Origin of the sequence: Nocardia sp. NPDC052112 (assembly GCF_040680135.1) — a bacterium.
GTDB lineage: Bacteria > Actinomycetota > Actinomycetes > Mycobacteriales > Mycobacteriaceae > Nocardia.
In genome coordinates this window covers 473382-493169 of record NZ_JBFAWD010000002.1, presented here as the reverse complement: position 1 = coordinate 493169, position 19788 = coordinate 473382, and the positions used below count along the sequence as shown (strand labels likewise).

General features: G+C 66.8%; 18 protein-coding genes and 1 pseudogene. 10 read left to right on the top strand and 9 right to left on the bottom strand.

Translation table 11 applies throughout. The features are described 5' to 3' along the window. Positions 1-7 precede the first annotated feature (7 nt). Entirely contained in the window at positions 8-1297 is a 1290-nt protein-coding gene (locus tag AB0L58_RS05650) for an adenylosuccinate synthase (protein ID WP_364381561.1), read from the bottom strand. Positions 1298-1641: 344 nt separating this feature from the next. Between AB0L58_RS05650 and AB0L58_RS05645 the strand changes: the two genes are divergently transcribed. Then, a complete protein-coding gene (locus tag AB0L58_RS05645) occupies positions 1642-2304 on the top strand; it encodes a hypothetical protein (RefSeq protein ID WP_364381558.1) in 663 nt (220 codons plus the stop codon). 2 nt (positions 2305-2306) lie between these two features. Then, the gene (locus AB0L58_RS05640) at positions 2307-3092 is read left to right on the top strand and encodes a site-2 protease family protein (protein WP_364381555.1); all 786 of its coding nucleotides are present in this window, start codon (positions 2307-2309) and stop codon (positions 3090-3092) included. Between the two features lie 285 nt (positions 3093-3377). On the opposite strand, the gene AB0L58_RS05635 is transcribed toward AB0L58_RS05640, so the two are convergent. From AB0L58_RS05635 to AB0L58_RS05620, 4 genes are all read right to left on the bottom strand, one after another. Beyond that, a complete protein-coding gene (locus AB0L58_RS05635) occupies positions 3378-4481 on the bottom strand; it encodes an FUSC family protein (RefSeq protein ID WP_364381552.1) in 1104 nt (367 codons plus the stop codon). Between the two features lie 48 nt (positions 4482-4529). Beyond that, on the bottom strand, positions 4530-4979 hold the full coding sequence (locus AB0L58_RS05630; RefSeq protein ID WP_364381549.1) for a DUF3151 domain-containing protein: 450 nt from the start codon (positions 4977-4979) through the stop codon (positions 4530-4532). Positions 4980-5151: 172 nt separating this feature from the next. After that, positions 5152-5814, bottom strand: coding sequence for a hypothetical protein (locus AB0L58_RS05625; protein ID WP_364381546.1), 663 nt, complete (start codon positions 5812-5814; stop codon positions 5152-5154). A gap of 27 nt (positions 5815-5841) precedes the next feature. After that, the gene (locus tag AB0L58_RS05620) at positions 5842-7338 is read right to left on the bottom strand and encodes a hypothetical protein (protein ID WP_364381543.1); all 1497 of its coding nucleotides are present in this window, start codon (positions 7336-7338) and stop codon (positions 5842-5844) included. Between AB0L58_RS05620 and AB0L58_RS05615 the strand changes: the two genes are divergently transcribed. Beyond that, entirely contained in the window at positions 7331-8668 is a 1338-nt protein-coding gene (locus AB0L58_RS05615; protein WP_364381540.1) for a hypothetical protein, read from the top strand. The two genes, AB0L58_RS05620 and AB0L58_RS05615, sit on opposite strands and share 8 nt — an antisense overlap. Positions 8669-8784: 116 nt before the next feature. Beyond that, positions 8785-9855, top strand: a complete 1071-nt coding sequence (locus AB0L58_RS05610) for a fused (3R)-hydroxyacyl-ACP dehydratase subunits HadA/HadB (RefSeq protein ID WP_364381537.1) — start codon at positions 8785-8787, stop codon at positions 9853-9855. Between the two features lie 10 nt (positions 9856-9865). Here AB0L58_RS05610 and AB0L58_RS05605 read toward each other — a convergent pair whose 3' ends face one another. Beyond that, complete coding sequence (locus tag AB0L58_RS05605) at positions 9866-11305, bottom strand: DUF4185 domain-containing protein (protein ID WP_364381534.1); 1440 nt, start codon at positions 11303-11305, stop codon at positions 9866-9868. Positions 11306-11553: 248 nt separating this feature from the next. On the opposite strand from AB0L58_RS05605, the gene AB0L58_RS05600 reads away from it, so the two are divergent. Together AB0L58_RS05600 and AB0L58_RS05595 are read left to right on the top strand one after the other, a co-directional pair. Next, a complete protein-coding gene (locus AB0L58_RS05600) occupies positions 11554-11979 on the top strand; it encodes an excalibur calcium-binding domain-containing protein (protein ID WP_364381531.1) in 426 nt (141 codons plus the stop codon). Positions 11980-12022: 43 nt separating this feature from the next. Continuing rightward, positions 12023-12358, top strand: coding sequence for an excalibur calcium-binding domain-containing protein (locus tag AB0L58_RS05595; protein WP_364381528.1), 336 nt, complete (start codon positions 12023-12025; stop codon positions 12356-12358). Between the two features lie 4 nt (positions 12359-12362). On the opposite strand, the gene AB0L58_RS05590 is transcribed toward AB0L58_RS05595, so the two are convergent. The 3 genes and pseudogenes from AB0L58_RS05590 to AB0L58_RS05580 all read right to left on the bottom strand — a co-directional run bounded on the left by AB0L58_RS05590 (position 12363) and on the right by AB0L58_RS05580 (position 16919). Continuing rightward, the gene (locus AB0L58_RS05590) at positions 12363-13481 is read right to left on the bottom strand and encodes a BTAD domain-containing putative transcriptional regulator (RefSeq protein ID WP_364381525.1); all 1119 of its coding nucleotides are present in this window, start codon (positions 13479-13481) and stop codon (positions 12363-12365) included. Positions 13482-13655: 174 nt separating this feature from the next. Next, entirely contained in the window at positions 13656-14690 is a 1035-nt protein-coding gene (gene fbaA / locus AB0L58_RS05585; RefSeq protein WP_364381522.1) for a class II fructose-bisphosphate aldolase, read from the bottom strand. Positions 14691-15229: 539 nt separating this feature from the next. Beyond that, positions 15230-16919: pseudogene (locus AB0L58_RS05580) on the bottom strand (GMC family oxidoreductase). Positions 16920-17174: 255 nt separating this feature from the next. Between AB0L58_RS05580 and AB0L58_RS05575 the strand changes: the two are divergent. The 4 genes from AB0L58_RS05575 to AB0L58_RS05560 all read left to right on the top strand — a co-directional run bounded on the left by AB0L58_RS05575 (position 17175) and on the right by AB0L58_RS05560 (position 19764). Then, positions 17175-17759 carry a CDP-alcohol phosphatidyltransferase family protein gene (locus tag AB0L58_RS05575; RefSeq protein ID WP_364381799.1) on the top strand — a complete coding sequence of 195 codons (585 nt, stop codon included), beginning with the start codon at positions 17175-17177 and terminating at the stop codon, positions 17757-17759. Between the two features lie 40 nt (positions 17760-17799). Beyond that, a complete protein-coding gene (gcvH, locus tag AB0L58_RS05570; RefSeq protein WP_364381519.1) occupies positions 17800-18198 on the top strand; it encodes a glycine cleavage system protein GcvH in 399 nt (132 codons plus the stop codon). Positions 18199-18368: 170 nt separating this feature from the next. Next, positions 18369-18854 (top strand): FHA domain-containing protein, encoded by a 486-nt coding sequence (locus AB0L58_RS05565; RefSeq protein ID WP_354956478.1) that lies wholly within the window; start codon positions 18369-18371, stop codon positions 18852-18854. 73 nt (positions 18855-18927) lie between these two features. Continuing rightward, the gene (locus AB0L58_RS05560; RefSeq protein ID WP_364381514.1) at positions 18928-19764 is read left to right on the top strand and encodes a MerR family transcriptional regulator; all 837 of its coding nucleotides are present in this window, start codon (positions 18928-18930) and stop codon (positions 19762-19764) included. The last annotated feature ends 24 nt before the right edge of the window (positions 19765-19788 follow it).

Genomic DNA, 19788 nt, shown 5'->3' with positions numbered 1-19788 from the left:
TCGGCTCCTAACCGAGCACGTCGTGGCGGACAATGGTCTGGTCACGCCCCGGTCCGACGCCGATACAGGAGATGCGGGCGCCGGATAGCTCCTCCAGGCGCAAGACGTAGGCCTGGGCGTTGGCGGGCAACTCCTCGAACGTCTTGACATGTGAAATGTCTTCCCACCAACCGGGCATCTCTTCGTAAATCGGCTTGGCGTGGTGGAATTCGGTCTGTGTGGTCGGCATCTGCTCGACCCGCTTGCCATCGATGTCGTAGGCGACGCAGATCGGCACCCGCTGCAGACTCGACAGGACGTCCAGTTTGGTGAGGAAGTAGTCGGTGATGCCGTTCACGCGGGTCGCGTAGCGCGCGATGACCGCGTCGAACCAGCCGCAGCGCCGGGCCCGGCCGGTGGTCACACCGACCTCACCGCCCTGCTTGGCCAGGAATTCACCGAAGTTGTCGAATAGTTCGGTCGGGAACGGACCCGAACCGACGCGGGTGGTGTAGCACTTCAGGATGCCGAGCACCGTCGTGATCTTGTTGGGGCCGACGCCAGCGCCGACCGCCGCACCACCCGAGGTCGGGTTGGACGAGGTCACATACGGGTAGGTGCCGTGGTCCACATCGAGCAGGGTGCCCTGCGAACCCTCCAGCAGGACGGTCTCACCGCGCTCCAGCGCCAGATTCAGTTCCAGGCGGGTGTCGGCGATGCGATGCTTGAAGCTGTCCGCCTGTCCGAGTACCTCATCCACCACCTGCTGCGGATCCAATGCGCGACGGTTGTAGATCTTCACCAGGACCTGGTTCTTGAACTCCAGCGCCGCCTCGACCTTCTGGGTCAGGATCTTCTCGTCGAGGACATCGGCGACGCGCACACCGACCCGGGCGACCTTGTCCTGATAGCACGGGCCGATGCCGCGGCCGGTGGTGCCGATCTTCTTATTGCCGAGAAAGCGTTCAGTGACCTTATCGATGGCCACGTGGTACGGCATGATCAGATGCGCGTCGGCCGAGAGCAGCAGTCGGGAGGTGTCGACGCCGCGCTCCTCGAGTCCGGCCAGCTCGGCGAGCAGGACGCCGGGATCGACCACGACACCATTGCCGATGACGTTCGTCACGCCCGGGGTGAGGATGCCGGACGGAATCAGATGCAGAGCGAACTTGTCGCCACTGGGCAGGACGACCGTGTGACCGGCATTATTACCACCTTGGTACCGGACCACCCACTGCAACCTGCCACCGAGCAGATCGGTTGCTTTGCCCTTACCCTCGTCGCCCCACTGGGCGCCGATCAGGACGATTGCCGGCATGGTCGTGTCTCCTACGGTTCGACGCGCAACAGTCATCTGTTGCAGCTACCTGCCGTATTGAGGCGGTGGCCGGAAGCACAGTCTACCCAATGCCCAGTTGTGTTCCGGCCTGCGTCCGGATCGCAGGTGACGGTCGATGTGTAGGCACCCACAACGGAGCGAGTCTTACGAGCGACGTTCGCGGCCCGTCTCGCGGCCGAGTGGCCGAAGCGCATGCGCCGCAGGCGCTGCCGATCAAACACAGCTATGGTTGCGTGGCACTGGCGGACCGGCTGGGGGTCCGCCGACACGTGGCGAGGGTGACCGACGGGTTGTCGGCCGAACCGAGGAGGGTGTACGGCAGTTTGAGTACCCACGTTCTCCGTTGCGACGGCGCACCGGTACCCATCGCCCTCGCGCCGCTGCCGCTCTCGCAGACGACCGCAATCCCCGAAAACAGCGTCATCGATGAGCTACTGCCCATTCTCGCCGCCGACAGCCTGCCCCGGCTGATCGTGCTCGGCGACGATGCGGCCCTGGCCTCGGTACTGACCCACCTGATGCGGACCGAGCGACTGCATGTGGAGATCGGGTACGTACCCGTAGACAAGACCTACGGCTCGCGCGCCTACCAGACCGGCACCGGCAATGCCGCCGCCAAACGGGCGGTGGAGGGCAGGGCCGTCGCAACCCCGCTGATACGCGACGACACCGGAACCGTACTGGTCGGACGGGCTGAGATCACCGGCCCCAGTGGCGAGAAGCTCGAGGGCGAGGCCTATGTGGATGACGCCCTGCTGTTCTCCGGCAGGGTCAACGCGATGGTCGTCTCCCCCATGTTGGAAATGCCGGGAGTCCGGGCGAGCGTGCAGAAGAACATCATTCGCAGGCGGCGCTGGCTGGAAGGGCGGGCCGCACAACTCGGTACGCCGGGGGCCGTGGTGACCAGGGACGGCATCGCCAACGATCGAGTGCTACCGCGATCGTCGTTCTATCGGCATCACGAAGACTGGCTGCTGGTGCGTTGACGATGCGGTTCCCGAGAGACGGCCGCCCCGCACTGGGTGTTTCACGGCGGCCGAGCCCGATATTCCTACTGGTGATCGCGATCGCGGTGGCCGGCGGCGTGCTCGCATGGGACGCCGATGTGCAGTCGACCCGGGCGAAGTTCGGCGTATTTCTGCTCGTCGTATTCGGCTGGATCGTCACGCTGTGTCTGCACGAATTCGCGCATGCGTATACGGCGTGGCGGGCGGGCGATCGCGAGGTGGAGTTGCGGGGCTATCTCACGCTGAATCCGCTGAAATACAGCCATCCGCTGCTGTCGATCGTGTTGCCGATGGTGTTCATCGCACTCGGCGGCATCGGCTTGCCCGGCGGTGCCGTGTACGTGCACACACACAATGTCAGCGCACGCATGCAGCGGATCATCAGCGGTGCAGGGCCCGCGGTGAATGCGCTCTGCGCGGTGCTGTTGTTGGTGGTCGTGCGGTTCTTCGGCAGTGACACCTCACACCGCGCCTTCTGGTACGGCCTGAGCTTTCTGGCGTTTCTGCAAATCACGGCAACGCTTTTGAACATTCTGCCGCTGCCGGGGTTGGACGGGTACGGCGTGATCGAGCCGTCGCTGAGCTATCAGACTCGGCGGGCGCTCGACCAGTTCAAGCCGTTCGGCATGCTGATCCTGTTCGCGCTGCTGTTCACGCCGTCGATCAACAAGGTGTTCTTCGACGCGGTGTACTCGCTGTACGAGTTGTCCGGGGTCGATGCGGACTGGTCACGGTACGGCAGCTGGCTGACGCGGTTCTGGACCTAGCCGGTCGCCCGGTCCAACCTCCCGGACCGGGCGACCTCTTCGCACGACCGCTGCGCGCCCTCACCCGCCCGGCCACCACACCTATGGCCGGTAGGGCGGTTCACCGTCGAGCGAAGCGTCCCAACCGCGCTACCCCTCGAAACCGCGGTTGCCTCTCGAGGCTATGACCGCGCGCAGGGGTGAACACGAGTAGCGGACTACGTGAAGATCATGATTCGGGTGCCGGGCACCGCGTTCGCTGTCCCGCACCGGTACCAAATGTCCGAAATCCGCTGAGTAGTCGGCTCATACCTCCGGCGGCACATGCGGATGCGGGACCGTCGGAGGCAGCAGGGCCATGGCCGAAATGCGCTGCATGCCGCAGACCTGCATGAGATCGACCAGCATGGAACGCATCTGCGCGAAGACCACATGGGCCGAAAGTCCCGCACCCACAACGAGTTCCGGCCGCGCACCCTTGGCGATACCGCGCAGCACCCTGGCGGCCTCGGCCTGATCCGGCTGCTGGCCGGGATCGGCGAGCATCATCCGACGCACCACCTCGACGGCCTGGGCCAGGCGTTCCATTTCCTCGATCAGTCGCGGATCCAGGATTTCGTCGTCCTGGACCAGGGTCAGCGAACGGCGCAGCAGCACCCGCGTATTGCGGACAGCATTGTCGAGCGGATCGGCGGTGGCGCGGATGCGATCGAGGCGCTGACGCGAATTCCAATACAGCGGGGAGATCCGGCTGATCTCGCGGCCGCCCTCCAGACTGGCGCGCAGGCCATCGATGTGGGGCTGGGTCGCGCGGGCCGCGGTCAGGGAGGCACGGATCTTCTCCGGGTCCTGTTCGAGGAGGCCGTCGGCACACTCGTGCAGCGCTTTCGCCATGACCGCAAGGACTTCCGCGGCTTGCTCGCGGGCCCGGCGCACCGGATGCAGCGGTATCGATGCCACCACCACAACGCCGACCAACCCGCCGACGAGTGCGTCGATCATGCGGGAGAAGCCACCGCCCGCCGACGGCGGCAGCAGCGTCGCGACCAGCACCGCCGAACCGGCGGCCTGCATGGTGATGATCGAACCGCCGTCCAGGAATACCGCCAGCGCCATGGCCACCGCGACGACCAACGCGATCTGCCAGACACCGGTGCCCGCGCGGGTGATGAACAGATCGCCGATGCCGATGCCGACCGCGACGCCGACCACCAACTCAACCGACCTGCGTAGCCGGGCGCCGAACGAAATGCCGATCGAGACCACAGCCGCGGTCGGGGCGAAAAAGGGCACCGCGTGCCCGACTATCTTGTGTGCGATAAACCAGGCCAGCGCCGCACCGACCGCGCACTGCAGAATCGGTAGCGCGGACAGTCGCAATCGCGCCCACGAACCGCGCAGCTTCTCCATACTGCTGGCGCGGGCGACGCCAACCGGTGAATTCGGATCAATCAACTCTTAGTCGAGGCCCAGCTCACCCGCGGCGCGTGGGTCGCAGTCTTCCAGCAGGTCGAGGCAGCGTGCGTATTCCTCGGTCTCGCCGACCGCCCTGGCCGCCCTGGCCAGTGCGGCGACACTGCGCAGGAAGCCGTGATTGGGTTCGTGGCTCCACGGCACCGGCCCGAAACCCTTCCAGCCATTGCGCCGCAACAGGTCCAGGCCGCGGTGGTAGCCGGTGCGCGCGAACGCGTACGCGGCGACGATGTCGTGATTGACCACCTGGATATCGCCCTCGGCCCCGCCGCGCTCCAACGCGGCCTCGGCGAGGTGCGCCCAGGCGATCGAAGCCGCCGGATGCGCGGCCGCTACCTGCACCGGATCGGCTTTGTTCAGCAGCGCCTCCTCCGCATCGGAGTCTTCGGGCAGGAGTACCGGTTGCGGTCCGAGCAAGTCACCGAACGAGGTCATGCGGTTCATTGTGCACCGCGCGCGGATGCCGCGCCGACACCGCGTTCCCCTGGCTGAGCAGTGTCCAGCCCGCCGCGCCCGCGCACGCGCGGCCATAGCGGCGGACAAGGCGGAGTACAGCGCAGGGATTCGTCACAGTTGACCGCATTGCTGGCTAGGCTGGCCGTCGAGTTCAACTGTTCCGCCCGAGCGAGGGGTTATAGGTGTCCGACCCGAACGACGAGAAGAGCCCGGCACGAAATCCCGGCCGCCCCGCCGAAGCTGACCCGCGCTCAGCCGCGCCCGCGGACCGGACACCCGCATCACCCAACCCTGCCGAACCGGGATCGGGCGCACCCTCGCGACCCGGTTCCGCCGACGGCTCGGGTACCGCTTCGGGAGCCGACGCCGCCGCGACTCGACGCATCCCCGCCCCATCCGGTCCCAGCTCGACCTCGGGCCCGAACGCACCCACCCGCCCCGGCCCAGCCGAAGGCACCGGCACCCCCGTCGCAGCTGGCGCGCCGGAAGGCGCAGCGGATGCGACCCGACCGTTCCGCTCATCGTCAGTGCCGAGCTCGTCGGGATCCAACGCACCCACACGCCCCGGTCCCGCCGGCTCCGGCACCCCTTCGCAACCCGGTACCGCTTCGAGGCCGGGCACCTCCTCGGGATCCGCTGCTTCGGGCGGCGCAGCCTCCGGGACCGCCGCACCCCGACCGGCATCCGCCGCATCGGGGCCGAGCGTGTCCCCAGGATCCGGTGCGTCGTCGGGAACTGGTTCGGAAGGCGCGGCCAACGCACCGACGCGGCCGGTTCCTACGGCATCGTCCGGGTCGGGATCCGGAAAAGTCACGGATGCGCGCGGGGCAGCCTCGCCTACTCAGCGGATTCCGGCACCGCCGTTGCCGAAGCGGCCGTCGACCGGAACCGGGCAGTCGGGCAGGTCGAGTGCATCCACCGGAGATATCGCTGCGCTCGGCAAACCTGCGGCCCCCAGCCCGCCGGCCGATACCCCGTCATCAGCAGCCGCTCCAAGCGGCGTCGGCCAGCGAGATCGCGGCACCGCCGTGCCCGCTCCTGCCCCCGGCAACCCGGCCGAGCCGAGCAGCACAGCACGCGACAGCAGCGCAGCTAGGCCGAGGCCGGGCAACGCAGGACAACGCAATAGCGGCGCAACCTCGCCCGCTCCCACGCCAAGCGGCGCCAGGCCGGGCGGCACGGGACAACGCGACAGCAACACCACACCCGCTCCCACGCCGAGCAGCACGGTCAGGCCTGGCGGCGCGGGACAACGCGACAGCAACACCAACACGCCCGGTTCTGCGCCGGACGGTGCAGCCGAACTGGGCAGCACGCGAGGCGCGGCTGCGCCTGCTCCCACGTCAGGCAGTGCAGCGAGACCGGGCGGCGCAGGACAACGCGACAGCGCTACAACCCCGTCGGCTCCCACGCCGAGCGGCCCGGCGAAGCCCGGCAGCGCTGGCCGACGGGATGGCGGCGCAACCTCGTCCACTCCCGCGCCGGGCGGTGCAGTCAAGCCGGGCAGCGTAGGACAACGCGACAGCAACACCAACACACCTGGTTCCACGCCGGGCGGCCCAGCCGAGTCGGGCAGCCCAGCACAACGCGACAGCGCTACAACCCCGTCGGCACCCGCGCCGAGCGGCCCGGCGAAGCCCGGCAGCGCTGGCCGACGGGATGGCGGCGCAACCTCGTCCACTCCCGCGCCGGGCGGCGCAGTCAAGGCGGGCGGCACAGCACAACGCGACGGCGGCGCGACCACACCTGGTTCCACGCCGGGCGGCCCAGCCAGGTCGGGCAATGCAAGCGCGCCGGGTGCTGACCAGCCAGGTGCGGGTTCAGCCTCATCTGCGGGCGGCGGCGAAACCGGACCGGATGGCGTGGGGCAACGGAATGTCGGCGCGACCTCGCCCGGTTCCGTGCCGGGCAATGTCGCCAGGTCGAGCGGCGCGGGGCAACGCGACACTGGCGCGACCTCGTCTGCGCCGACGCCGGGCGGCCCAACCGCGGCGGGCGGCGCAGCCAGGTCGGGCAATGCAAACGCGCCGGGTGCTGACCAGCCAGGTGCGGGTTCAGCCTCATCTGCGAGCGGCGGCGTAACCAGGCCGGGCGGCACGGCCTCGGCTACGTCCGGGGCCGCGGCACCGGGTGCGGTTGCCGATTCCGCGCGGTCCGGGGGTTCCGCGGAAAAGACCACGGAGATCTCGCGTGGTGACGTCGCGGGCAAGGACAAGTCGGCCACCACGAAGGTGCCGGGGGCAGCGGCTTCGGGTAGGGCGACGCCAGGTGCTGGTTCCACATCGGGCGGAGCGGCCGATGCGGCCTCCGGGCCGAATGCACCGACCGCCGTGATCAAACGGGACGGTCCCGCCGCCGGGTCCGCCGGCGGTGCTGCGAAGCCCGCCGCGGCTGCTGCGGCAGGCGGAGCTGCCGCCGCGGGTGACGCAGGATCCGGTGCCGGCCGGGCCGATGCGGCAGCCGACAAGGCAGCGGCACCGACCAACGCCGAATCCGCCGCGAAAGCGACGGGAGCTACGCCCGAAGGCACCGCCCCGGCACCCGGTGACGCTCCCATCGCCGGATCCGCTACGGAAACCGTGGTGATTCAGCGGGATTCGGGCGCGACCAAGTCTGGGGCACCAGATGAAGTCGACGATGCCGCGGGTGCGGATGCGGCGACGATGGTGATGCGGCGGGTCGATCCGAAGGCCGAGCCGGCGGGCGGCAAGGGTGCGGCTGCCGCTGCGAAGCAGCCGGATGAGCCGGATCTGGCGGGTGCGGATGACAAGACCGTCGCCATGCCGGTCGTCTCGAAGCTGGATGCCGAACAGACCGTCGCATTGCCGATTCAGAAGCCGGCCGATAGGCCAGTCGACAAGGACGCCACACAGCGGATGCGGACCGATGCCGGGACCAAGCCCGGTACCGACCGGGTTGTTGCGCCGACCGCGCGACCCGCACCGATCACCAAGCCGCCGAGCACGCCGCGTCCGCCAGCCGGTCCGAAACAGGCTGGGGCGCAGGGGCCTGCGCAGACCGGACCGGGGGTCGAGGAGACCGCGCCGTCGGCACCGCGCGGGCCGGGTCGGCCACGTCAGGTCGCATCGGCCCCGTCACCTGCCGATACCCAGCAGACTCGCCCCGCCCAGCCGGTTACCGGGCAACAGCCGCCGCCGGCGATGGCCCAGCCACAGCGATACACACCGCCGGTTCGGCAACCGGCGGACGACGAGGTACCGGCCCTGCCCTCGAAGCGCTGGTTGTTCCTCGGGGCGGCCGCGGTCGTGCTCATCGCGGTGATCGGGCTCGCGGTCGTGCTCGTCGGGAACCGGGCCGACAACTCCCCGGAGGCCAAGGTGCGCACCACCATCAGCGATTACACCGAGGCACTGAAATCCGGTGATCTCGCGGCGCTGCGCCGAACCACCTGCGGACAGCTGCACGACTTCTATCAGGGCATTCCGGCGGACCAGTTCGCGAGCGTGCATCAGCTGTCGATGGATCGCAAGAATATTCCAGTGGTGGCGAGCGTCGACGCGATCAAGATCACCGATAAGACGGCGATCGCGCAGGCCAACGTGTACACCGACGCGGATCCGACGAAACGCTCGGCGCGGACCTTCGATCTAGAGCAGACCGCCGATGGCTGGAAGGTCTGCGATCCGCCGAGCGCCGGGACGCCCTAGCCGAACGGTGGCACCGAATCCGGCCCGACATATCCAAAAGGTCCGCCCCCTAATCGGTAGCGAACGTCACACTTACCTGGTCATGGGACCGGTTCGCCAGTAGCATGGCCCGGATCATGGTCAGGGAGCAGACAATCGAAAAACCGGAAGTCGAAGCGGTCGAGCAGACAGCCACGCTGGCCGGAAGCCGGTTCCGGGTGCGCGAACACTATTCGGTCGGCCGGGAGAAAGTCCGCGAGTTCGCCCGCGCAACGCAGAGTCGGCACGCCGCGCATTACTCCGAACTCGATGCGCGCGAGCTCGGCTACGACGGCATCATCGCGCCGCCGACCTTCGCCTCGGTTATCGGCATCAATGCGACCAGGGCGCTGCTGGATTCGGTGCTCACCGAATACGACCTGTCCCAGATCCTGCAGACCGACCAGGTCTTCGAGCTCGCCCGCCCGATCGTGGCGGGCGACCGGCTCAGCACCGAGATCGTGATCGATTCGATCCGCCAGTTCGGCGACAACGACTTCATCCTGGTGACCTTCTCGCTGACCAACCAGCACGGCGAGATCGTGCAATCGGGTTCGACCACCATCGTGGCGCGCCGCGGTGTCGAGGTTGATCCGAATATCGCGGCCGCCGTCGAGAACATCATGATGCACGCGCGCCCGGTCACCGTCGGTGATATCACGGTCCCGGACCGCGGCCCGCTGGTCGCGTTGCCCGAGGCTGCCCCGGCCCCGGGGCAGCCCGCGGTGCGCAGCGCGTCCGTCCGCTCCCTCCCGAACTTCGACCGGCTATCCGCCGGCGATCAGCTCCCGACCGAGATCGCGCAGGTGACGCGCGGCGATCTGGCCAACTACGCGGGAGTTTCCGGCGACCCCAACCCGATTCACTTCAGCGAGCGCGCGGCCCAGTTGGCCGGACTGCCGACCGTGGTGGCGCACGGCATGCTGACCATGAGCCTGGCCGGTGATTATCTGACCTCCTGGCTCGGTGATCCGACGGCCATCGAGAAGTTCAGCGTGCGGTTCGCCGGATTCGTTCCGGTGACCGCTGCCGCGCCGAGCGCCGTCGAATTCAGCGGGAAGATCAAATCGCTCGATCCGCGCAGCCGGACCGCGACCATTCTGCTCGCGGGTAGTTCGGAGGGCCGCAAACTCTTCGGGCGGGCCATTGCCGAGGTTCGGTTCGCTTAGCGAAGCAACCTCATTCGATGGTCGCGTGCACGAGATATACGTTGTAGTCGCTCCAGGTCGAAATATTGAAGTACAGGTCCGAACCCGAGGACCAGGGGTGGATGAATCCACCGTAGAGCTCCGGGTATTCGCGGACCGTCACCGTCGGTGTGCCATCGGACCAGATCCCCTGCGGTGAATTCGCTTCGCGGACGACCAGTGCCGCCTTCGCGGTATCCAGATAGCTCATCTGCCATACGTTCCGGGAGGTGTCGAAGCGCACCGACAACTCACCGGCGGGCGCGTCGACGATCGGGCTCGCGGAGCCGAACCCGCCTACCGGAGTCCAGTTTCCGTCCCGCCAGTACTGATAGGCGGTGGTGTTGAGGAGCTGATCCTTCGGTACTCGTGCGAGTCCGACCGAGCCCAGCCGGGTATTGGGCGTGCCGAACATGTACACGTAGTCGCCCTGCGGAACCATTGCGCTCACTTGGAAATTCGCGAGTCCGAAGATGTTGTCCCAGCGCGCGTAGGGATCCTTGGTCCAGGTCTGACCGTGATCATCGGAATAGGCGATTCCGCCGTAATTGGTGAAGAACGTGCCCGGAATGCTGTTCCAGGTGCGAATCGACATGTAGCTCAGGTACTGCCGTACGCCGAGTGCGAATCCGGAGGTCGGAATGGTGGTGACCTCGATATTGTCCAGCTTGCGGCTGGAGAGCACCTCGGCCGCGTGACAGCGGTCGTCGGTCACCATCCGGTCATAGGTCATCCCGTCGGTGAGATCGCGATCGGTGCTGAAGGCGAGCACATTGCTGCGCCAATCCGAGCCCATCCCGCCCGGCGGGTGGAAGCCGCGGCCGACGGTGTCGCCGAAGGCGGTCGCGATCTCACCCGGTGCGCTCTCCCACATGATGCCGAGATCGGTGCCCTCGACCTGCCAGCGCTTGTCGGTGCGATTGACCGAATGCGCGCCGGTCTGCTTGGCCACCTCGGTGACCCCGCTGATCCGCGGCGTCGGCCGAACCGCGGACAGGGGTGCGGGTTCGGTCGGCGGATCGACGGGCGGCGGAGGCGGCGGCGGACCGGGATCCGGACTTTGGCCCGGAATCGCGAAGTGGAAGGGCTTGGGGCTCAACAGAATTTCCGGAATGCCGAGTTGGCTCGCCGGACTCGGTGGCGGTGCGGGTAGATCGGTCAGATCCGGGCACGGATTCGTGCACGGATCCGGCGGCAACTCCAGCTCCGTCCGGACCGGCGCGGGTTCGGCCGGAGCTGGCGGCAGCGCGGTGATCACCGGATACGGAATCGGCACATCGAACGTCTTGGGTACCAGGCCCGCATGCGTCGGGGGCGGATCCGTCGCGCATGGACCGGCGGCCGGCGCGGCCCCGGCCGGACGCGCCGCGCACGTCAACGCCCCGGCCGCGCACACAACCGCACCCAATACCGCCACCCACCGCCGAGTCATCCGCAACCCCTCGATATCTCGCGCACAATGGACACCCATCTCCGGCCACCACGCAGCATCGATGCTCTGCGCAATGCCACGCACCAGCGCCCGACCATACCCGTTTTGCCCCCTTTGCCCCGCCCGACTTACCGACCGAATCACCCGCACCGCACAGATATCCAGAATTAACAGGAAATTCCTACTGCATTTCCCGGACCGCGGCCCTGCCGGCTGCTACCGTCCACGACACGACAACTCGAGTCGGGGTGAGTGGCCGTCCACCGGGGGAGCAAAGGGCCTCCGGTGGTTCTCTCCGACCAGAGGACACCCATGAAACCTGCTTTGCACCCGGGTCGCTGCTCGCTTCGGCGGTCCTGATCGCTTGTGCCGCCATCGCATTCGCGACACCCACTGCCACCGCCGATCCGCTCACCGACCTGCTGTGCAACTCCGGTTCCGCCCAGTTCTGCGCGCCCGCACAACCACAACCGAGCGTGCCGTACAACCCGCCGCCCCAAGCGCAACCGCCGCAATCACCACCGCCCCAGGCACAACCACCCCAGACCCAACCGGCGCCCTACTACAAGAACTGCGACGAGGTCCGCCGAGCCGGAAAGGCCCCGCTGCACCGCGGTGACCCGGGATACGCCTCCCACCTGGACCGCGACAATGACGGAATCGCCTGCGAATAAGGCACACTGACGCCGGCGCGGAAAGCGGAGCAGGATGGAGATTGTGAACGCTTCAATGATCTATCGCCGCGCTGTACCCGCGCTTGGTGCCGCCTGTCTGGTGGTCGGCGGCCTCGCGATCGCGTCGCCGATCGCCGCCGCCGATTCGTCCACAGTCCGATTCGTTGCCGGGCCGGACAGTTCGCTCCCGGTGCCCACCTATCGGCCGGGCCCGAAGGGGTCGAATGTGCCGCCGCCGGAAGAGCCGAAAGAGCAGTCGCCGAGGTATTACACCGATTGCGATCAGGCTCGGGCCGACGGGGCGCTGCCGCTCTATCGAGGCCAGCGTGGGTACGCGTCGTATCTCGATCCGGATGGGGACGGCATCGCCTGCGATTGAGCGGTTACTGGACGGCCTGGAACACCAGAATCGTTGCGCCGATGCGGATATTGTCGCCGTCGGCGAGCAGCGCACCGCTTTCGATCGCCTCGTCGTTGACGTAGACGCCGTTGGCCGAATGCAGATCCTTGATCAGCAGACCGGCTCGGCTCGGCATGATATGCGCGTGGTAGCGGCTGGCCTTCGGATCGTCGAGGACCAGATCGTTATCGGTCATCCGGCCGATTCGCATGCCGCCCTGCGCGATTGTGGTGACCCGACCGTCCGGCATGCGCAGTTGACCGCTGCGGACCGCACGCGGCATCTCGGTAACCGTCTCGGTCATCGCCGCGGCGAGCCGCTCGGTGCGCTTGAGCTCCATCGTGTTCAGCGGTTCCTGCCGCAGCACCCGCTGTTCGAGATCGACCAGGACCGGGCCCGGATCGATACCGAGTTCATCCGCGAGCACCGTGCGCACCCGACGGCACGCGTCCAGCGCATCGGCCTGCCGCCCGGATAGATACAGCGCGGAGATCAGCTGACCCCACAGCGGTTCGCGCAGCGGATGTTCATTGGTCATCGAGACCAACTCGCCGATCACCGATGACGCACGCCCACAGGCGATTTCGGCATCGATGCGCGCCGAGGCGGCCTGCAGCCGCTCCTCGTCCATGGCGGTGGCGAAACCGTCGGCGAACTGCAATCCGGCCAGGTCGGCCAACGCACGACCGCTCCACTCGCGCAACGCATTTCCGAACAGTTGCGACGCGCCCACATGGTCGCCGACCTCGGCGGCACGTGCGCCAGCATCCCTGGCCGCCTCGAAGCGGCCGAGATCGCAGGCATCTTCGGCGATCTCGAGTCGATAGCCGGACGATTCGGTCCGCAGCACCATGGCCGGATCCACACCCGAGTTACGCAGCGCCTTACGGATATTCGAGACGAATACCTGCAGGCTGGCGGCGTAGGAATCGGGTGGATCCTCGTTCCAGACCATATCGGCCAGCGCAGCCGAGGCCACCGCGCGCCGTCGATTGACGGTCAACGCGGCGAGCAAGGCTCGCGGCTTGGGCCCGCCGACCGCCACCGGTTCACCACCGACCAGCAGTCGCACGGGCCCGAGCACGCGCACATCCAGACTCATGTACTAAAAGCCCCTGTATCCATTTGCGGTGTACGCGGGCGCTGCAGCCAATGTGCGACGCTCTCGGCGCCCTCCGTGGTTAGCTCCGCTACCTCCTCCGGGCGCGTCGATCGCGCCACCGTGTGGTTACGCAAGCTACCGCCTCCGGCCCTGACGCGTACACCACGAAAAGGGTCAGGCGCTGATCGAGCGACCCGCGGACTTCAGATCATTGCACGCCTCGACGACACGTGCCGCCATGGCCGACTCGGCCTTCTTCAGGTAGCTGCGCGGATCGTAGGTCTTCTTGTTGCCGACCTCGCCGTCGATCTTGAGCACACCGTCGTAATTGGTGAACATATGCGCGGCGACCGGCCGGGTGAACGCGTACTGGGTGTCGGTGTCGACATTCATCTTCACCACACCGAAGCGCAGCGAATCATCGATCTCCGACTTCAGCGAGCCCGAACCGCCGTGGAAGACGAAATCGAACGGCTGCGCATCCGCCGCCAGACCCAACTTGGCCGCGGCGACCCGCTGTCCCTCGGCCAGCACCTCGGGCTTGAGCACCACATTGCCCGGCTTGTACACGCCGTGCACATTGCCGAAAGTCGCGGCGAGCAGGTACTTGCCGTTCTCGCCCGAACCGAGCGCGTCGATGGTCTTCTCGAAGTCCTCGGGGGAGGTGTAGAGCTTCTCGTTGATCTCGGCCTCGACACCGTCTTCTTCACCGCCGACGACGCCGATCTCCACCTCGAGGATGATGTTGGCGGCGTTGGTCGCCTTGAGCAGCTCCTTGGCGATCTCCAGGTTCTCGTCGATCGGGATCGCCGAACCGTCCCACATATGCGACTGGAACAGCGGGTTCTTGCCCGCGTTGACCCGCTCCTGGGAGATGGCGAGCAGCGGCCGCACGAAGGTGTCCAGCTTGTCCTTGGGGCAGTGGTCGGTGTGCAACGCGATGGTCACGTCGTAGCGCGCGGCGACCACATGCGCGAATTCGGCCAGTGCGGCCGCGCCGACGACCATGTCCTTCACACCCTGACCCGAGCCGAACTCCGCGCCGCCGGTGGAGAACTGGATGATGCCATCACTGCCCGCGTCGGCGAAGCCCTTGATGGCCGCATTGACGGTTTCCGAGGAGGTGCAGTTGATGGCCGGGAAGGCGAAGGAGTTCGCTTTGGCCCGACCGAGCATCTCGGCGTAGACCTCCGGAGTCGCGATGGGCACTGTGAAGACCTCCGTGTTGATGGGGCAGAAGACAATTCTGTCAGGTCACTACAGTAATCCAGCCACTTTTCGCCGTCTCGGACGGGCACGGCAAGGCACCGACCCCGCCGATGGCCACCTAACGCAGCAATATCCGCTGGCAATCGGCAGCAACGGCACCAGACATACCCAGCTACCACGGAGCGAGTCTTACGAGCGACGTTCGCGGCCCGTCTCGCGTCCGAGCCGTCGAAGCGCAGGCGCCGCAGGCGCGAGTCTCGCGTCCGAGCCGTCGAGACTCGCGCCTGCGGGCGCATGCGCTTCGACGGCTCGGACGCGAGACGGGCCGCGAACTCCTCGCTCGTAGGACTCCGTTGGGGTCGCTCATGGCGGGGCGTTCGGCACCTGATGTACACGCGCCGGACGGGGCGAGCCTTGCGCCTCTGGCGCGGCGGTTCGGCCATCTGGACGTGAGGTGGGTCGCGAACGGGTCGTTCGTCGGACTCGCTCCGTTGTGGTCGAGTGAGGTGGGTGGCGGACTCCGGCCGTACCCGGGCCGGTCAGGTGGCGGGCACCGGGGGGTCGACCGGCATGATCGGCAGTCGCAGTGCGCCGGGTGCGGAGGCGGGCACCGTTGGATGCTCGGGGGCGACGGGGGCGATCCGCCGATACGGCGAACCCAATTCCGGGCGCGGATCGGCCTCGTTCTTATTGGGCCAGAAGGCCATTGCGCGCTCGGCCTGTGCGGTGATCGTCAGCGACGGATTGACGCCGAGGTTCGCCGTCACCGCCGAACCGTCCGCGACATGCAGTCCAGGATGTCCGAATACCCGCTGATACGGGTCGACCACACCAGCCTCCGGACTCTCGCCGATCACACAACCGCCGATGTAATGCGCGGTGGCTGGGATATTCAGTACATCCATGATCAGACCGTGGGTATCGCCGTTCACTTTGGCGCCGAACCGCCTACCGATATCGTGCGCCAGCGGAATCCAGGTCGGATTAGGTTCGCCGGTGCCCTGTTTGGTCTTCAACTGCCCGCGTTTGCGGTAGGAGGTCAGTGAATTGTCCAGGGACTGCATCACCAGCAGGATCACCGACTTCTCCGAGGCATGGTGGGCATTGAGACTGCGCAGGAATACCAACGGGTGCAACACGATTGCCAGCAAGAAGCGCAGGAATCGGAACGCCCCGCCGTCCACGATCGGCACCGTCATCGGGAACAGCGCATTCTGTCCCTTGCCGTAATGGCAGACCTCGATGTGGGTATCGGCCTCCGGATGGATCGAGGAGGTGATCGCGATGCCCTCGGCGAAATCGCGACGCGAGCGGCTCACCACATTGAGGATCGCTTCGGAATTGCTGCGGGTCAGCTCGCCCAAGCGCGGAGACAGATTCGGCAGTATCGCCTCGTCGCGCATCTTGTGCAGCAACTTCTGCGTGCCGAGCGCCGCACCGGCGAATACCACCTGTTCGGTGGTAAAAGTCTCGCGCTGCTTGCGGATCCAGCGGTCCGAACGTTCGCTCTCGACCGCGTATCCGCCGCCGGACAGCGGCCGAACCGCGGTCGCGGTGGTCAACGGATGCACCTCGGCTCCGGCCTTTTCGGCCAGGTAGAGGTAATTCGTCGTGGTGGTGTTCTTGGCATTGTTGGGGCAGCCGGTGAAGCATTGCGCGCAATGCACACCGGCGGTGCGGACCGGCGCCGCCGAAGTACGGATCCTCGACCTCGGTGCCCGGGTCGGCCTCGTTGAAGAAAACGCCCACATTGGTCGGATGGAAGGTATCGCCGACGCCGAGATCATCGGCGATCTCCTTGATGACCGCGTCGGCGGGCGTCATCCGCGGATTCGGCGCCACGCCGAGCATGCGCTGGGCTTGGTCGTAATACGGTGCCAGTTCGGCCCGCCAATCGGTGATATGGGCCCATTGTTTATCGGTGTAGAAGTTCGGCAGCGGCTCGTAGAGGGTATTGCCGTAGATCAGCGAACCACCGCCGACACCCGCGCCGGAGAAGACCGCGCATTTGCCGAGCACACTGATCCGCTGCGGTCCGGTCAAACCGAGCCGCGGCGCCCAGATAGATTTGCGTACATTCCAATTCGTCTTCGGAATATCCTCGGCGGGCCAGCGCCGTCCGGCCTCGAGCACACCGACCCGGTAGCCCTTCTCGGTCAGGCGTAGCGCACTGACGCTGCCGCCGAATCCAGAGCCGATCACTACCACGTCGTAGTCGAATGCTGGCATGGTTTCCCTCTCTGAACCGCGCGATAACCGTGTGAGATGGTTCCACACTCATTCTGTCACCCAGGTCGGTGCGGTGTATCCCACAGCGGATAGGTACCCGAAAGTGGCGTGACCGGCGTGCCCGGATGGCGTGAACCGGGGTCGGTGCGGTATGCACGGGCTGTGACAACCGAATCGGGGAGAACGGAACCGGGCGAGCGCGCCGGCTCCGGCGCGGGCAACCCGGGGCATGCGGGTCGTCCGGCCGCGGGCGGCATCTTCGCCGACCGCATCTTCACCCTCCCGAATGTCTTGAGTGTGCTGCGCCTGGTCGGTGTGCCGCTGTTCCTGTGGTTGCTGCTGGTCGTACGGGCCGACGGCTGGGCATTCACGCTGCTGGTGCTCAGCGGTGTGACCGACTTCCTGGACGGCAAACTGGCCCGGCTGTTGGACCAGTCGTCGCGACTCGGCGCACTGCTCGACCCGTTCGTGGACCGGCTGTACCTGGTGACCACCCTGGCCGCATTCGTGATCCGCGGGTTGCTGCCCTGGTGGGTCGCGGTGATCCTGATCGGCCGCGACGCCGTCCTCACCTTGACTCTTTCGGTGTACAAACGTCGCGAACTGGATCCGCCCGAGGTCATCTACCTGGGGAAAGCCGCCACCTTCGCCTTGATGTCGGCGCTGCCGTGGTTGCTGGCCGGTCAGATGGATTGGGCGCTGGCAGGTTTCGGCCGCGCCTTCGGTGGGGCATTCCTGGTCTGGGGCACGGCGGTGTATGTGTGGACCGGCGTGCTCTACATCTGGAAGGCTTTCGCCGTCGCGCGAGCGATACCGGCTGTGCCACACCGCAGCGAGTAGCGATTAGAGTTGCGTCGAGTAGACGACGAAAGGACGGCCTGTGACCCAGACCCCCGAGGATCTGCGCTACACCGAGGAGCATGAATGGGTGCGCCGGATCGGCCCGACCCGGGTTCGGGTCGGCATCACCGATTACGCCCAGTCTCAACTCGGTGACGTTGTGTTCGTGCAGTTGCCCGAGGTGGACAAGGAGGTGGCCGTCGCGGACAGCATCGCCGAGGTGGAATCGACCAAGAGCGTGTCCGATATCTACGCTCCGCTGGCCGCGAAAGTCGTTGCGGTGAACGATGTTCTGGACTCGGCGCCGGAGACGCTGAACACCGATCCCTATGGGGACGGATGGATCTTCGAGCTCGAATTGAGCGACGAGACGAGTGTGGATGCCGCGCTCGGCGGACTGCTGGATGCGGCAGGTTATCAAGGAGTTATCGGGGGCTGACCCAGCCTTCCCAGTTCTACCTGCACGGGTACGCCCTGGCAGGGTACGGTCAATGCCAACAGATGTGCCGGTGCTTGGCAGCCGGTGTTCTAGCGCCAGGATCCCCAGGTCGTGGCGGTGAAGGCAGCACCTGCTTGCATGGATAATCAGGTTCGAGGAGGAGAGAAACGGTGAGCGAGAACAAAGACCCGGGTTACGGGGAGACCGCGGCCGAGACGACGTCGGTCTTCCGCGCGGATTTCCTGAACGAGGTCGACGCGTCGCGCTCCGCTGAGGTGACCGGCGAACAGCCGGTCCAAGGGGTCGAGGGTCTGCCGGTCGGTGCTGCCCTCTTGGTCGTGAAGCGAGGCCCGAATGCAGGCTCGCGGTTCCTGCTGGATCAGCCGACGACGTCGGCGGGCCGCCATCCCGACAGTGACATCTTTCTCGACGACGTCACCGTCAGCCGTCGGCATGCCGAATTCCGGCAGGACGACGATTCCTTCCAGGTGGTCGATGTGGGCAGCCTCAACGGCACCTACGTCAACCGGGAGCCGGTGGACTCCTCGGAGTTGCAGAACGGTGACGAGGTTCAGATCGGCAAGTTCCGCCTCGTTTTCCTCACCGGACCTCGGGCCCAGGTGAACGAACCGTCGGCGGGTGCGGGCAGCCTGTGACATCAGCGGCACGGATTTCGCGTGTCGACGGTGTTGACAGGAATGAACGCTGTGTCATGAAAGACTCGGTGCTATGACGGGCGCGGCGCAGTGGGCTCGCGGAGGCATGTCGATCGGCTCCGTGCTGGACCTGCTGCGACCGGACTTTCCGGATATCACCATCTCGAAGATCCGTTTCCTCGAGGCCGAGGGGCTGATCCGACCCGAGCGCACACCGTCGGGTTATCGCAGGTTCTCGATCGCGGACTGCGAGCGGCTCAGATTCGTGCTGACCGCACAGCGCGATCAGTACCTGCCCTTGAAGGTGATCAAGGAGCAGCTCGAAGCGATCGACAGCGGTGCGGCGACGCTCGGTGTGCGGGAAGCCCGCGCCAGGGCGCATTCCGGCCGCAATGGTGCGCCGGAGCCTGGGCACGCCGTGCCCGACTCCGAGCCCACCGCACCACCTGCGGTGCACAGCGCCGCGCGCACCGTGGCACCGCGCAGACTCGGCGTGGTGCCCGGTGAAATCTCACCCGACGAGCTGCGATTCGATCACGAAATCCGGCTCACTCGGGCAGATCTGCTTGCTCGGGCCGAGATCGACGAGAAGTTCCTCGCCGATCTGATCCGGGCCAATCTGATCACCCCGGGTGCCGCCGGTTTCTTCGACGAAGATGCGGTGACGCTGGCCAAGACCGCCAAGGCGATGGCCGAATTCGGCCTGGAGGCACGGCATTTGCGCGCCTTCAAGCTGGCCGCGGATCGCGAGGCCGCACTGGTGGCGCAGATCGCCGCCCCGATCGCGAAGAGCCGCGACGCCGGCGCACGGGCCCGTGCGGAAGAGACGGTGCGGGAGTTGGCGGCATTGTCGCTGACATTGCATACCTGCCTGGTGAAGGCGTCGGTGCGGTCCTCGCTCGGCGGCTGAGTTCCGGCGGGCGCATCGGAAGTT